13 protein-coding genes and 1 pseudogene are annotated in these 14410 nt (G+C 51.1%); 3 read left to right on the top strand and 11 right to left on the bottom strand.

The features are described 5' to 3' along the window. The first annotated feature begins 58 nt into the window (after window positions 1-58). The gene (locus tag PGW97_RS23590; RefSeq protein WP_273860008.1) at window positions 59-1480 is read left to right on the top strand and encodes a DUF1835 domain-containing protein; all 1422 of its coding nucleotides are present in this window, start codon (window positions 59-61) and stop codon (window positions 1478-1480) included. A gap of 228 nt (window positions 1481-1708) precedes the next feature. Here the strand turns inward: PGW97_RS23590 and PGW97_RS23585 are convergent, their stop codons facing one another. The 8 genes and pseudogenes from PGW97_RS23585 to PGW97_RS23550 form a co-directional block, all read right to left on the bottom strand. Further along, on the bottom strand, window positions 1709-3208 hold the full coding sequence (locus tag PGW97_RS23585; RefSeq protein WP_273860007.1) for a sensor histidine kinase: 1500 nt from the start codon (window positions 3206-3208) through the stop codon (window positions 1709-1711). Continuing rightward, window positions 3195-3854, bottom strand: coding sequence for a response regulator (locus PGW97_RS23580; RefSeq protein WP_047885120.1), 660 nt, complete (start codon window positions 3852-3854; stop codon window positions 3195-3197). The genes PGW97_RS23585 and PGW97_RS23580 overlap by 14 nt, the downstream gene beginning before the upstream one ends. Window positions 3855-3856: 2 nt before the next feature. Then, window positions 3857-4513: a tetratricopeptide repeat protein gene (locus PGW97_RS23575; protein WP_443147130.1), complete on the bottom strand. Its 657-nt coding sequence runs from the start codon at window positions 4511-4513 to the stop codon at window positions 3857-3859. 25 nt (window positions 4514-4538) lie between these two features. After that, window positions 4539-5357, bottom strand: coding sequence for an SDR family oxidoreductase (locus tag PGW97_RS23570; protein ID WP_273860006.1), 819 nt, complete (start codon window positions 5355-5357; stop codon window positions 4539-4541). Then, the gene (locus tag PGW97_RS23565) at window positions 5354-6076 is read right to left on the bottom strand and encodes a TenA family transcriptional regulator (RefSeq protein WP_273860654.1); all 723 of its coding nucleotides are present in this window, start codon (window positions 6074-6076) and stop codon (window positions 5354-5356) included. The genes PGW97_RS23570 and PGW97_RS23565 overlap by 4 nt, the downstream gene beginning before the upstream one ends. 135 nt (window positions 6077-6211) lie before the next feature. Then, window positions 6212-7900 (bottom strand): annotated as a pseudogene (locus tag PGW97_RS23560) (AMP-binding protein); the annotation flags it as partial. Between the two features lie 114 nt (window positions 7901-8014). Further along, the gene (locus PGW97_RS23555) at window positions 8015-8668 is read right to left on the bottom strand and encodes a thermostable hemolysin (RefSeq protein ID WP_047885122.1); all 654 of its coding nucleotides are present in this window, start codon (window positions 8666-8668) and stop codon (window positions 8015-8017) included. Window positions 8669-9575: 907 nt separating this feature from the next. Further along, window positions 9576-9833, bottom strand: a complete 258-nt coding sequence (locus tag PGW97_RS23550) for a hypothetical protein (RefSeq protein ID WP_273860005.1) — start codon at window positions 9831-9833, stop codon at window positions 9576-9578. 226 nt (window positions 9834-10059) lie between these two features. Between PGW97_RS23550 and PGW97_RS23545 the strand changes: the two genes are divergently transcribed. Continuing rightward, window positions 10060-10719: a hypothetical protein gene (locus PGW97_RS23545; RefSeq protein ID WP_108092377.1), complete on the top strand. Its 660-nt coding sequence runs from the start codon at window positions 10060-10062 to the stop codon at window positions 10717-10719. Between the two features lie 99 nt (window positions 10720-10818). Then, window positions 10819-11547, top strand: coding sequence for a hypothetical protein (locus tag PGW97_RS23540; RefSeq protein ID WP_273860004.1), 729 nt, complete (start codon window positions 10819-10821; stop codon window positions 11545-11547). 399 nt (window positions 11548-11946) lie between these two features. Here PGW97_RS23540 and PGW97_RS23535 read toward each other — a convergent pair whose 3' ends face one another. The 3 genes from PGW97_RS23535 to PGW97_RS23525 all read right to left on the bottom strand — a co-directional run bounded on the left by PGW97_RS23535 (window position 11947) and on the right by PGW97_RS23525 (window position 14392). Then, window positions 11947-12186, bottom strand: coding sequence for a hypothetical protein (locus PGW97_RS23535; protein ID WP_047885125.1), 240 nt, complete (start codon window positions 12184-12186; stop codon window positions 11947-11949). A 373-nt stretch (window positions 12187-12559) separates the two neighbouring features. Beyond that, complete coding sequence (tyrS, locus tag PGW97_RS23530) at window positions 12560-13774, bottom strand: tyrosine--tRNA ligase (protein ID WP_273860003.1); 1215 nt, start codon at window positions 13772-13774, stop codon at window positions 12560-12562. Between the two features lie 180 nt (window positions 13775-13954). Beyond that, window positions 13955-14392 (bottom strand): PACE efflux transporter, encoded by a 438-nt coding sequence (locus tag PGW97_RS23525; RefSeq protein ID WP_273860002.1) that lies wholly within the window; start codon window positions 14390-14392, stop codon window positions 13955-13957. Window positions 14393-14410 lie beyond the last annotated feature (18 nt).

Genomic DNA, 14410 nt, shown 5'->3' with positions numbered 1-14410 from the left:
AACTTGTTTTGCCTTCTCTTCTGCCGGGCGAGCACAGAAGCATGAGACAGGTGAAATCATGACAACTCACAACGCTTTTTCCTTGCGTCTCGACGTGTTGAAACGCCGAGCCAAGCAACGTCTGAAAGCCCTTAAGCACAGCGATTCGCAAGAATGGCAGCAGGTGCGGGCGCATCACCCCAAAGCAATGGCGCTGAATACGGACAATATTCGGCTAGCTGATATTCAGCTGGTTATTGCTCGTGAGCTGGGTTTGCCCAGTTGGGCCCAGTTGAAAGTGCACACTGACGAGTTGGATTATCACCGGCAGCAGATTGCGCACAAGGTCGCCCCGCTTGACAGTGACCAACGCACTTTGCATGTGCGGTGTGGTCACGACATTCAGCATCGACTGACGGAAGCCGGATTCACCGGCGATTTCCTGCCCTATATCGACCCGTTTTGTCTGGGACCTCTCGACCGCGATCCCCGACGCTGCGAGGCTTTGCGAGCGCGCTTTGTTCGTCAGCATTTACTGACGGCGATGGGCGATACGACCACGACGGAAGCCATGTTACTTGCCGACGGGCAGCAAAAGCGCGCTCAGTTGCTCGACTCGACCTATGAACGGCTTGTGCTGTGGGTTGAACACGACAATTATGATCAGCTGATGATGGTGCGGGTGCTGGCCGAGTGGTGTGCACGTATGGTGCCGTCCGGGGCGGATCAAAAACCGCAGCCTGTGCTTGAGCTGATTGAGGTGAACCGGTTCCCGGGACAGGACAGGTTTATCGGGCTGGGACAATTACCGGCGGAGGGTTTGCGGGCATTGTGGCAGTCGCGACGACCGGTCAGTGAAGCAATGATGACCACGGCGAGTCGGGTTTGGGATGCGCTGTGTGATGAGTCACCCATGTCGTTAGTGCGGTTACTCTCCTCGTCAGGGCAATGGGCTCAGTTGCCCAATCTGGCTGCGGTATTGCGGCGTCATCTTCAGGAACTACCGCATCAGAACTCCGGGCTGGGACTGACCCAGTGGCTGGCACTGGAGGCGCTGGCAGCTGAAGGGGATGCTCTGACCGGGCAGACAGGCGACAGCAAGTTAATACAGGACAAAGAGCACCACACAGGAGTGCCTTTTACGACCCTGTTCCAACGCTATCAGGCTTTGGAGCCGCTGCCTTTTCTGGGGGATGTCATGCTCTGGGCGGTGATTAAGCCGCTGCTGGTGGGAGACAATGCTTTAGTGCAGCGTGTCAGCATCGCAGAGAGCAACCCGGACAGTGCGAACAATGTTGATAATACTGGGCAACAACCCCTGACGGAGTCTGACTGGATGCGCCACAAGCTGGCACTGACAGCGCTGGGCTGGCAAGTCGTCAGGCATCGCCAAACTGCCAGTTGGGGTGAGTACGCCGTGGGCGGTATACCGGTTCGCCCTGACCGTGCGTGGATTTGGGATCACCAGAATCTGTCGACCCTGACGCTGAAGTCGGGCTGACCCCGCCTTTTTGTCTGTGTGGCCTCTTTGTGCGGCTTAACTTTCTGTCACTTACTTTGGTGTCACTTATTTTTTGGTCACTTAATTTGGTGCCACATATTTTGGGGCCTGCTAGCTTGTGACGGCTATTTTGTGCTTAATATCGGCACCGTTCAGAGGCAAAATTGCCCTGAAAAGACATAAAAAAAGCGCGCAGATATTGCGCGCTTTGTGTCGGATGTTCAGCGGTTAACCCGCAGGATGGGGCTCCTTCCGGGTTTTGGCGATGACATTTACCGGTGCAATCTGAGCTGAGCGGGCCGGTAATTTCACCCGAAACTGGTTGCCTCGAGGGCCGGAGGCCGGTAACAGTTCGATGCTGCCGCCATGCAGCGACGCAATATCTTTGATGATCGACATGCCCAGTCCGGCTCCGTCACCGCGTTCGGTATGGGCACGAAAGAACTTTTCGAAAATCTTATCCCTCAGGCTATCCGGAATGGCTTCTCCGCTGTCACTGACCGTGACTTCTACCCAGTCTTTGGTGGTGGACAGGGTAACGGTAATGTCAGCTTCTTTACCGGCGTAGCGAATCGCATTGTCCATCAAGTTACTGAACAACACCGACAGGAGGATCGGGTAGCCCATGATGCGGACGGATTCCGGTCCGTCGAGGGCCAGATGCTGGTCATTTTTCAGCGCCAGCGGCACCAGATTGGCAATAACGTTACGCAGGTTTTCAGCCAGATCCAGCGATTCGATGTGCTGATTATGGTGCGCTTCAACACGGGACAACATAAGCAGTTGCTGAATAACCCGGTCGGTACGCTCAATACCGCGCAAAATCTGTTGCAGGTCAGAGCGCAGCTCATGGTGTTGCTGGCGGCTCAGGGCATCTAGGGCATTTTCCGCATTCAGGCGTAATACTGCCAGCGGGGTTTTTAGCTCATGGGCCGCAGTCTGGGTCAGCCGTTTTTCCCGACTCCAGGCTTTTTCTACCTCGCCCAGCATGTAGTTGAGCTGCCGGACCAATGGCTCCAGCTCAATGGTCGGGTGTTTGACGCTTATGGCGTCCAGCCGGTTGATATGTCGTTCGGAGATCGCCTGACGCAGCTCATTGATTGGACGGAAAAATTTGTTGGTGATCAGAATCAGCGTGACAGCCAGTACGGCTATCAGTATCAGCTGTGGGGCGGCGGTGGATACCGCGATTTCGTTGATCAGCTCACGGCGGATCGCCTGTTTTTCGGCCACCACCAGATAGGCCGGTTTCAGCAGGCCGTGCTGAGGGGGTAACTCAATCTGAAAGCGCCGCCACGGCTCACCGTCAATCTCCACTTTACCGTAACCCAGCGTACCGGGCTCTCCGATCAGAGTATCCGGCGCGCCGGGTGATTTGATCAGAATCTCGCCCTGACTGTAGAACTGAAACATCAGGTTCTGTTCGTAAGGGTGCCCGTAAGGGGTGAGGGTATCGTCATCGCCGCCGCCGTAGCGCTGAATGTTCTGATACCAGCCCGAATACGCCTGGGCTCGGATATCAGCAGGCTCGCGCAGCAGATGCGGCATGCTCAGGGCCAGAATTTTGGCCGACTGACCAAGCCTGGCATCGTACACTTCATCAATCTCGTGGTGGGCTTCAAAGAAAATCGACACCCAAGAGATGAGTACCAAAAACGCAGCGACCCCCACCGAGGTGAGGAGCAGTCTGCGTTTGATGGAAAAAGGCTTGGCGTCAGCTGTTTTCAATGATGTACCCCACACCGCGGATATTTTTAATCAGCTTACTGCCGACTTTTTTGCGCAGGTTATGAATGTGCACTTCGATGGCGTTATCGCTGGCCAGTTCATCCCAGCCGTGCAATGCCTGCTGCAGCGCTTCTTTACTGAGTACCCGACCGGATTGGGTCGCCAGCGTCGCCAGCAGCTTAAATTCATTTTTGGTCAGTTTGATCGGGTTGCCCTGTACATACACGTCATTGTTTTTCAGCGACAGGGTGAGATCGCCGATTTCCAGCACCGGATCGGTACTGCCTGCCACCCGACGGATTAATACCCGCAGGCGAGCCAGCAGTTCTTCCAGCGCGAACGGCTTGACCAGATAGTCATCGGCACCGCCATCAAGCCCTTTGACTCGGTCATCAATGTCATCGCGGGCGGTAAGGATCAGAATCGGCAGGGTGTGGCCACTGCGGCGCACGCGGCGCAGCACATCCAGCCCGTCGGTATCGGGCAGGGTTAAATCCAGAATAATGGCCATGAAAGACTCGGTTTTGAGCGCCAGCTCGACACCATTGCCGAGCTGTAACCAGTCCACGGTATAGCCATGGCGGCTAAGGGAAGCCACCATGGATTGACCGAGCATGGCATCGTCTTCTACTAACAGAATGCGCATGGTTATTGCAGTTCCTTCAACTTGTTGGCAATTTCCATCTGCCGTCCTTTGTCAGCCAGCTGGCGACCGGTACGAGGGCTCGCCTTCTGGGCTTTCTTCAGGTATGCAATGGCTTCGGATTTGCGTCCGTCCTGGGCCAGAAAATCACCGTAGAAAAAGTTCGGGTCGATGCCGTTGGGGTTAATCGCCAGGGCTCGTTTTAGCATGGATTCGGCTTTGTCATCATCGCCAAAGCCAATCGGCCAGCCAGGTACCTGGTAGTATAGTGTACCCAAACTGGTATAAGCGGAACCTTCCAGCACGTTTGGATTCGACTGGATCACGCTTTCCAGCAAAGACTTAGACTCTTTCACCAGCGACAGGGCACTCAGTCCGCCATCTACCCCGGCCAGCGTACTTTTGTTGATCGCCAGCCAGACTTTCAGATCGTCTCGTTTAGGCTGACGACTTACCGCTTTCTGGTTGATATCAATCAGCTTTTCCAGACATTCTACCTGATTGTCTTTGTTGAAGGTGTCATATTTACATTTTGCCCACTGATGCTGAATATCGCTCAGCGTGTTGTCGTCTGCCGCTTGCGTCAGGGCTGGCATTGCCAACAGGCTCAGGGCGACGGCGACGGGTGCCAAAGCAGAAATCCGTGAATGACGTTTCATCATCTTATCTCCTGTGCATTCGCCGCTGTTACGGCAGTTTTCTTGCAAAATCAGTGATGGTTGCGTGTTGCTTACGAATCGATGCCGTCACAACCTTCGGGATCAACTGGTTCAGTCTGACAAACAGTTTTTCCGGCCAGCCCAGCCAGCGGGCAGGGGTTTCCTGCTCGAGGCTATGCACGATCGCCGTTGCGACGGCCTCCGGACTGTCTGTTTTATTGCCCAGTTGCTGGTTTAATTCGGTGACCCGCTGATCATTGAGGTCCGTATCGGTGGCGCGTGGGCCAAGGTACTGCACTGTGATACCGCTGTCGGACAGCTCCCGGTTCAGGGCTTCGCTGAACCGGTACAATCCGGCCTTACCGGCACAGTAAGTGGTATAGCCGGGATAGCCGATCGCTCCGAATGTCGAGCCGATATTCATGATCTGGCCGGGGCGGTTCAGCCATGACATCGCCTTCTGACACAGCAGGATCGGGGCCAGCAGGTTGAGCTGTAGTTCCCGGGTGATCGCCTCGCTGCTGCGCTGCGCCAGATAAGCAAACTCGTTGCTGCCGGCGTTGTTAATCAGCATGTCGATGGTGATTCCCTGATCGCGCCATGTCAGGCACTGGCGATGCAGCGCCTCGATATCGTCCGGCTGCGAAAGGTCGGCACACAGGCTCAGGTGTTGCGCCGGAGTGACCGATTCCCCCCGGCTGATCTGGTGCAGCAGGGCGCCCAGCTTACTCTGGTTGCGGCCGACAAGAATCAGGTTTGCCCCCTTGGCAGCCAGCTGGCGGGCAAGTGCGGACCCGATGCCGCCGGTCGCGCCTGTCAGCAGTATCCGTTTGTTGGTCAGTTTCATGCACACGCTCCCTGCGTATCTTGGGTGGCCTGCTCAGCGCTATTGTCACTAATTGGCAAGTTGTGCAGCATCTGCCCGTACAGGCGGTAAACCATGTCGGCACCGTCAAGAATGGCTTGTTGGTCAGCCGGATCCGTAATGCGGTTCATCAGCCCTTCAAACAGCTGAATGTGTTCCTGATCGAGCGAGCTGTGAGAAATCAGGTAGCTCATAGCGCTGTTAGGCAGGTTCAGGGTTTTCTGGATCATCGCTGCCATTTCACCGCCGGAGGCCACACTGGTGCCTTCCAGTACCCACACCATGCCGAAGAAAGCCAGCGGGTTGCAGCGGTCAATCTGGTGATACAGGTATGCGACCATTAGTTCAATATCGCTGCCGACCCGGCCTTTGCCCTGATTGGCACGAACGGCATCGGCGTCAGCACCGCAGGCCATCAGGTCGTTGAGGATCCACTCATGGTGGCCTTTTTCCTCTTCAATATATTCACCGATGGCCTGACGCAGCCATTCATAGCGTTCCGGCAATCGGGAGCCGCAGGCCATCAGCAGTGGGACTGTGTGTTTTACGTGATGGTATGCCTGAGTTAGAAACGCGGTATACGTGTTAAGGGTGACATTTCCCTGCGCGCAGGCAGCAAAGACCGGCGCACGATACATGGTGTCGCGGGCAGGCTGGGTGTGTTGCACCAGCTGGTCAAAGAAAGCGGTTTCGTTGGTCATAGTCGTATCCTTGTTGAGCTGCCATTTCACAATGGGCTGAAAATCGTGTGTCAGGTTGACCTGCTCGGTGGCTAATTCGGCCAGAACATGCTGAAAACGGTCATGGAAAGCCTGGCGTTTCGGACGGCCATTGGCGGTAAATAAGTCTGGGGACTGGCGGAAATCGTCGGTCAGAATCACGGCCCCCAGACGGGCATAATCAGGTAGCTGACTGTTAAGTGCTTCGATGGCGGTGATAACGGCTTGTGCCTGAATCTGACGCGCATCTTCATCCTGCGATGTCGTGTTGTGCTGCAGATCGGTTGTATGAAGCCGCTGCACGGCGGGTAAGCCGACGATGGCGATCAAGCGCTCCATGCCATCACCGGCAACCAACATTTGTTGCAACGCCGGATAAGGCTGAGCTTCTGATTCGACCCATTCCGGAGAAATGTTGCGGCCGAAGCTGGTGATCAGCACATTTTTCCGGCGGCCGGTGATATGCAGAAAGCCGTCATCGTCTAAATAACCCAGATCACCGGTATGAATGGTGTCGGGATGATGTGAAGACGGATCGGTACCGGCATACCCAAGCATCCCGGCGTGGTGTACTACCACTTCGCCGTCGTCGCTGATGCTGACCCGGCAATGAGGCAACGGCATACCGCTGCACCCTGGTCGGTTATACCTAGGCGTATTCAGGCTGACCACGGAACCGCATTCTGACAGACCGTATCCCTCGAAAGCCGGAATACCCAAATGGTGTGCCTGCATCAACAATTTCTCTGAAACCCGTGCGCCTCCGACGGCGACGAACTTCAGCGGTTTGGCAACCGAGGGTGAGGCCGCGGCCAGATGGCACAGGGCACCCAATAAGGCTGGCGTGATCACCAGACTCTGCGGCTGCAACTCGAACAGGGCGGCTGCAAACTGACGGATATCAAACTGGCTTGAGCCGTTCAGGCCAAGCTGGCTGCCGTGCAGAATCGTGGTCGGAATCCCCATCATCAGCGGGACATACAAACCGGTGATATTTTCCAGCAGGGTGGTCAGCGGCAGCAGCACCATGTGGTGTTGCGGCAGGGCTGTGGTATCCCCGTTTGCGGCCAGTACCAGTTGTGAGGCCAGCGTATGGCTGGTTTTATCCAGATGCGCCTGACTCAGGCAAACCCCTTTGGGGTGCCCGGTCGAGCCGGAGGTAAACGTGATTTTTGCTGTACCCTCAGGCAGTACCAAATTGGTCTGGCTTTTGTCAGGGCTTGAGTTGCCAGAATTGGGCTGAGTAACGTAGCGGCGCACCGTCAGTCCCGCGATGGCTGGGTATTCCGCTGTTTTGGCGGCCTCGGCGTTCACTTCTTCGTCTGTTTCATCGCTGGATTTTGTACTGGTTACTTTTTCTGTGGTTACTTTTTCAGTGTGTACTTTTTCATTGCGTACGTGTTCGCCTGCGGCTCCGCTAAGGCTATTCAGCAGGTCAGACGGCCAGTGTCCCCATAGGGTGTCAATGTCGGCTTCCTGTAGCAGGTGATCAACTTGGCTCGGACTGAAAAACAGCGGTACCGGCACAAGAACCAGTCCGGCAGCCATTGCCGCCAGATCCGCGATAGCCCACTCCAGGCCGTTTTCGGCACGAAGCGCGAGCCGCCTGCCACCAAAGGCAAGCAAGGCATCGCGAGCGGTATTGACCGCCTGGGACAGTTGTTGGTAGGTCAGGCTGACCCTTTCACCGGGTGGCTGAGCGTTCACATTGCCTACGATCGCCGGTGAATGAGGAGCCAGTCTGACCTGATTCTCAATGGCAGCCAGAACGGTGGCTGGTAGTGTTGCTGGCTGAATACTGTGCATCCGATTCCCCTTTAGTACAGATAGCCGGAGGGTGGCTTCCCTGCCTGTGGTGATGAATTTGTTGTTAATTGCCGTGCATTTATTGCGTTGTAGCTGTCGGCATCTGTATCAGGTTCACATTTGCGCCTGTTGGGGTGGCTCGGCATGGCCGGAAGACATGTCACCTGAACTCGCCTGTGCCAACGACTGCAGTCGCATGAAACGCTTGGCGAGTTGCTGGTAACCGGCCAGCAGTTGGCCGCCGCACACCCGAGGCTGATGCTGGTAGTAGCTTCCCCAGATTTTTTCAGCGTTCGGCACGTGGTCGGCACTGGCGAGGCTGAGCTGAATCGGGGTGAGTCCCAGTCGGTGCATCATGGCATGTAGCGGGTCGGTCGCCGTGAAAATGCACCACTGATACCCTTGTTCCAGCAGGTACTGGCTTAACAAAAAGAAATGCTGTGGGGCAGAGCCCTGAGAAAAAGAAGCCAGCTGGCCGATCTCAATCAGAGAATGGCGGCCAACAGGCAGTTGGAAAACATCAGACATGAGTTCGTCTGCAGGCTTCGTCAGGTATTGTTCCAGAAACAATGGTTCTTCACTGGCAACCCGAAAGCCACAGGCTGACAGCAGCTCATCGTGTTCGCCATATACTGCAAGCAACACCGGCATAAATTCTGACAGCTGGGCATGAAACGCTTTCTCGTAACGTTGCGCAATGTGTTCTTCTACTTTTGAGCGCTCCGGATGTTGACGGTCAATCACGCGAAGCTGAAGTGTCTTGCTCATGGCTTTTCCCCTGAAAGCGGTGTTACTGCTAACTTAGAGAGAAAAACTTAAGAAAGCCTTAAGAAAGAAAATCTGCCAAAGAAAAAAGTAAAATTCTCATAAACCGGATTATTTATTGATTACGGACACTTGGCTCATCACCGACAACGCTGGCAGCGTGGGGCTGTAAAATAAAAAGAGAAATCCGTGATTGAGAAACATGGTTTATTTTCTTATTTATCAGTGTCTTGTTTGTTTATATTGTGACTGGATACGACAGAAAGATGTCCCGAAAACTTTCCGTATCGGGTTTTAAACTTGTTGTCAGCTTGTGTTCAGCGAATGATTGCCAGTACTGACAAATTGGTGCGATTAATGTCGGAAATCTTTGTCTTTTCTATGCACATGACAGGATATGAAGTGTTCTTATAAAGAGTATTTGTCTAAAATTTTGTTTTAAATATTTAAAAATCTCTGAAGTGTAATGCGTATTCAACCAAATATTCTTCACGTTGTGGGGCTTTTACCGTGTAATTTTTACTCTGGTCGTAGGGGCTGAAGAAATCTTAAGAAAAGGATTTCGCTGAGTCATGGGAGTTGTGGTTCTTGATAGAACTCAGGTTTAGCTGCGGGCTTTTTTACGATGAGGAGAGGGGAACGTAAGAAGACATAAATGAAGTTTATAATTGATAATGTTTAACTCATTTATGCCCCTAAATCATTCAGAGCTTATACTCTACAATATCTAGGAGCGTGCGTTTTCCCTACCAAATCTAATCCGACGCAAGAGGATAAGACCATGCTCATTTGGGGTGTGAGCAGGTTGAAAATCGTGTTTCTCAGAATCCGCCGGAGTTATCCGAAAGTTTCGGCAATTTCCGACCTTACATTAGCGAGGCTAGGCAGTTTCTTAATATGACTGTCCTCGCTAATTCTCTAAAGGGCCTTGAGTTACGATAATTAAGAGAGCCAATGATTCATCCGATAGGTGTTGAGTGATAAGCACTGTCAAGTTACTTTTGGGTCTTGAGCACGCCACGTAAAAGAGGTTTCGATTTCTTTCTAATGCACCTATTCTGTTTGCTAGACATGTCGTATGCAACCACGTAAGTAATTGATCCCAGTTGTATAAGTTCCACCCTCTGCCTAAAACAACTAGAACATTGTCAAACTCCGCACCTTTCACTCCGTGCTTAGTGGAAAATGGTGTGTGTGAGATATAAACACTTTGACAATCAACTATGCATTGGATATCTTATCCAGCGGCTATATGGCAGCCAGCCCACTCCAAAGGCAAACTCCAATATTGGAACCATGAACATATCTATCGTTTTAGCTGATCTTATTTTGATAAGCGGAATGACTGATGATTAGGAGTGAATCTAAAGGTTAATCCGTGTAGGAATAAGACCATGACTAAAATTGCCCGACCATCCATTTCTAAAGTAAAATCTCGTGCTAAAGCTATCAAAAAAGAGAAGAAAATCGGTCACATGAAAGCACTTGAAGTTGCCGCTCAAGAGATTGGTTATCCATCTTTCCATGCTTTAGATACCTACCTGAAAAGACTCAAACAAAACGAGTTTAGCGCTACCATCAATCCGTTTAACCCTGACCTGCAAAGTTCCTTACTTGTAGTGTTCAACGATGATTTGGAGCTTTTTGACTACAAAGAGGTTGAAGGTGATTTCATAACGACTAGAAAGAGCTTCCAAGAGGAATACTTAAACAAAGGCTTCGCTGAACGTATCGGTGCACGTTTGCTCACAGTAGATGAATTACAACAACGTGGTCTAATCGCTCCCGGCGGGTCGGAGAATGGCGACAAAGATTATCTGCATGATTGGGGCTATATCTGCATTGAGTTTGTCAGAGAGAAAGATAACCCGTGGACAATCGAAGATGCTGAGAAGCTTGTGATTGAACAAGTGGAGAGCGAGATTGGGCGCAATTACCGAGAGTTCTTCTATCTAGACGGCAAGCTAATTAACAATCATATTTCCAGAGCGTGGGACGCTGAATGGGATAATTACGTGGACGTTGATTACCATCCTGCAATAGATGGCTATTAAATGAATCGTAACTCCCAAAGATAACAGTCACTGGCCACAAATATGGACAAAATAATTGTGGCTGTTGATGTTCCACCAACACCAGAAATGGAATGAAGTATGAGCACTACCGCTAATAAGTTTGTTTTGGACCCAACACCTCCTATTGATCAGAAGTATTCAGTAAAGGTAAGAAAGTTTCTACAAAGGGAATGCGTTGAAAACCTCAAGAAGATACACATCAAAGAGAAGGGCGAAAAGAACCTCAGAAAGCAGGTAAAGAATCTCTTTCAAGATAAAACAATGTCAGGCTTCTACATCGAGGAGAAAAACATCTATGGCATGATTGTCCTGTTCGATGAAAGCTCCCTGAAGTTCGCTGGTGCATACATAGCCAGGGTCAATGGCGTGTTGTCCATCTATGACAGCAATATTAGGTTTTCGGTCCACTCAGTAGAGAGACTAATCCTACGCCTACAAATGAAAAACCCAAGGCTGGGGATTGCTAAAGCCATTCACTCAGTGACAAAGTATCTTTTCTGCCCTGAGAAAGACTTCGCCATCAACATTGAAGAAAAGTGGAGAACTCCAGGATTGAATGAGGTGGACATTGCCAAGCCGTATATGGGTGACAATGATGAGTTACTTGGCATGTTTTTCCTTACATCCATTAGTAATTTAAACTGTACCAGAGTTGAGGCTGGTGTTGTTAAGACATTTGTTGATACAAACAAACTAAGGGAAGAGCAGTATAGCAAGTGTATGGAAGTTTACGAAGCTCAAAGAAACGCATTTATATCGGGTAAGGCTAATGTTGAGATGAGTAGAATGGACTTGCTTATGAGCTAAATAACGGTGTGATAGGTCGAGGTAGGAGTTTATACTGGTACGTACTGCATACATACTAGAAAATCAAATTTAGCCTGGAGTTAAACATATCGGGTGATAGCTTTTTCCAGTTCCGAGCAAATCGACCACCGTAAACAATGGTGGTCTTTGATGTTTTTGGATACGAAAAGTTATCTGAAAGTGGGAGTCTAGCCGATTTAATCTAACTAGCTTCTGTCCAGAGACGTGCCAGCCGAGTCATCGCTAGCACGTTTATGCCTCATTATGTATTTCGAACAGGTGCAATATACATATAAGAGTTCGACTGCACTCAAATTTTAGTAATGATACGAAGTGTCTACTGATTAAGTGGCTATTCAATTGGAAATCGCCAAACATCGTTCGTAACAGCAAAGCCCGTCAGTAGAGCAACCAGTTAGTGGCATAAATCACTAGAATCACTAGGGTGACTAGAAAGACTAGTATCATTGCCATCTTTTTCATGTAGCTTGACCTATCAAATACAACGCCTTGTTCTTCCCTCACCCTTGCCTCTTCATCAAAATGCCACTTAATAGCTAAGTAGCCTCCAATACCTAATACAATAAGCTTTAAAGCTCCAGCAAAATACGGAAAGACGTCAGCCCAACTGCCGCTCATTATCTATCTCCACCAAATTAAATAGCGAATTTACGGTAGCATAGCCAAAGGTTCATGTTTATTCTTTTTTATCGTTAAACATGGACATTTTCATTGTTTGTGTAGATCGCCTGAAGGGCTTTCCGGTTGGCATTCAAAAATGCGTAATCCAGCTCTGCATCGTCCATAGGGAGAAAAGCGCAGTCAAATATGTACCTGAAGGTATCTCCTTCTAGCTGAACTTCTACTGATGGTTTAGTTATTGGTGGTTTGCTAAATTAGCAAAAACACTGGCACATTTCCGTCCAGTAATGAACTTATGGCTTTTACACAAACCCAACAGGCGTGCCCTTCACGCGCCTGTTGGGTTGTTTGATGAGACAGAGTCGACCAATCAGCTTAAGGCGATTTTGGCTACACGGCGTTTTCCAACCTGATAAATGGCGCTGCCCGAGGCTGGGATAAACTGCGGATCGTCGAGGCGTTCGCCATCAATTTTTACTGCACCCTGACGGATCAGGCGAAGTGCTTCTGACGTTGAGCTGACCAATCCGGCGTCTTTCAGCACGTTAGGAATGGCGGCACCTTGCGGCAGGGGTAGAACGTCGAGATCGTCCGGCAGTACCTGATGTTTAAAGCGCTGTTCAAAAGCCTGTTCGGCGGCTTCGGCGTCAGCATCGCTGTGGAAGCGGGCAACTATTTCTTTTGCCAGCAGCACTTTAACGGTTTTCGGGTTGCGCCCTTCGGCAATTTCGGCTTTCAGCCGTTCAATGTCTTCCATTGGGCGGAATGACAGCAATTCGAAGTAATTCCACATCAAATCGTCAGAAATCGACATGATTTTGCCGAACATTTCATCCGGTGATTCTGTCACCCCGATGTAGTTATGGGCTGATTTCGACATCTTTTTATCGCCGTCCAGACCGACCAACAGCGGCATGGTAATGACTACCTGTGGTGCCATACCTTGCTGTTTCTGAAGTTCACGTCCCATCAGCAGGTTGAACGTCTGGTCGGTGCCGCCCAGTTCAATGTCGGCTTTCAGTTCTACTGAATCGTGCGCCTGCAGCAGCGGGTAAATAAATTCATGAATGCCGATGGAGCGGTTTGCGGCAAAGCGCTGTTTGAAATCTTCACGTTCCATCATTCGGGCGACGGTCTGGCTGGCAGCCAGCTTCAGCATGCCTTCCGCGCCCAGCTTCGATAGCCATTGTGAGTTGAACACAATCTGGGTTTTGGCCGGGTCGAGAATTTTGAAGACCTGTTGCTGGTAGGTTTCGGCATTCGCCATCACCTGTTCGGTCGTCAGGGGCGGGCGGGTTGTGTTTTTACCGGATGGGTCGCCGATCCGGCCGGTGAAATCGCCAATCAGGAAAATCACCTGATGGCCGAGATCCTGAAACTGGCGGAGCTTATTCAGGATCACGGTGTGGCCCAGGTGAATATCCGGCGCCGTCGGATCGGCCCCGAGCTTCACAATTAACGGGCGGTTCAGCTGGAGTTTTTCTTTTAGTGCCACTTCTGGGGTAATGCTATCGACGCCCCGCTTAAGCAGGGTAAAGGCTTCGTCGACTGACAGGTGTGTAGATAGCTGGTGATTAGCAGGCATGATCTTTCCTCATCAATGTTTCAGGCCGGATGGCACAAGTCTGTTATGCGTTGGTATGGGATTTGGGTTTTGTCATTCAGTCTGCGGGAAGCTGTTTTTTGAAAAAGCCTGTTTCAGACTGCTAGTTTTAGCTGCTTGTTGTACTGACTGTTTGTATTAGGCTGCGCGTTACGGCGTAAGCTAGTAAGCCGTAACAGGCTGATAGTGACCCTTGCGGATCAGATAGGCGCGGGAGTGGTCGTAGCAATAGTTAAAAATCAGGGCGTATAAGGTAATAAACAGAGTGACCCCAATATCCAGAATGAAAGCCTGCCACAGGCTGACCTGAAGGATCCAGGCCATCACCGGAACGGTGAACAGCAGCAGGCCACCTTCGAACGCAGCGACATGGCCAATGCGCAGCAGCCAGCCGCGGTTTTCCCGTTTTCCGGGCACCAGTCGGTCGAAAGCAGCATTAAATGCCATGTTCCACACCATAGCGATAAAGGCGACTGCTATCATTGATCCTGATAGTGATGAAACCGAGTGCTCGGTTAGCAGTATCAAGCCAATCACTGAAAATATAATCGCCAGCAGTTCAAACAAAGCCGCATGGAATAACCGTTCTCGCAGTGTCATTGTGTTCTCAAAAATGAA

Source organism: Photobacterium sp. GSS17 (assembly GCF_028621875.1).
Lineage (GTDB): Bacteria > Pseudomonadota > Gammaproteobacteria > Enterobacterales > Vibrionaceae > Photobacterium > Photobacterium ganghwense.
This window is presented reverse-complemented; position numbering and strand designations above follow the sequence as displayed.

Bases quoted from the DNA above. Each gene is read 5' to 3' on its own strand.
- PGW97_RS23590 (WP_273860008.1), top strand. From the start codon at position 59: ATGACAACTCACAACGCTTTTTCCTTGCGTCTCGACGTGTTGAAACGC.
- PGW97_RS23580 (WP_047885120.1), bottom strand. From the start codon at position 3,854: ATGCGCATTCTGTTAGTAGAAGACGATGCCATGCTCGGTCAATCCATG.
- PGW97_RS23575 (WP_443147130.1), bottom strand. From the start codon at position 4,513: ATGATGAAACGTCATTCACGGATTTCTGCTTTGGCACCCGTCGCCGTC.
- PGW97_RS23570 (WP_273860006.1), bottom strand. From the start codon at position 5,357: ATGAAACTGACCAACAAACGGATACTGCTGACAGGCGCGACCGGCGGC.
- PGW97_RS23565 (WP_273860654.1), bottom strand. From the start codon at position 6,076: ATGACCAACGAAACCGCTTTCTTTGACCAGCTGGTGCAACACACCCAG.
- PGW97_RS23555 (WP_047885122.1), bottom strand. From the start codon at position 8,668: ATGAGCAAGACACTTCAGCTTCGCGTGATTGACCGTCAACATCCGGAG.
- PGW97_RS23545 (WP_108092377.1), top strand. From the start codon at position 10,060: ATGACTAAAATTGCCCGACCATCCATTTCTAAAGTAAAATCTCGTGCT.
- PGW97_RS23540 (WP_273860004.1), top strand. From the start codon at position 10,819: ATGAGCACTACCGCTAATAAGTTTGTTTTGGACCCAACACCTCCTATT.
- PGW97_RS23535 (WP_047885125.1), bottom strand. From the start codon at position 12,186: ATGAGCGGCAGTTGGGCTGACGTCTTTCCGTATTTTGCTGGAGCTTTA.
- tyrS (WP_273860003.1), bottom strand. From the start codon at position 13,774: ATGCCTGCTAATCACCAGCTATCTACACACCTGTCAGTCGACGAAGCC.
- PGW97_RS23525 (WP_273860002.1), bottom strand. From the start codon at position 14,392: ATGACACTGCGAGAACGGTTATTCCATGCGGCTTTGTTTGAACTGCTG.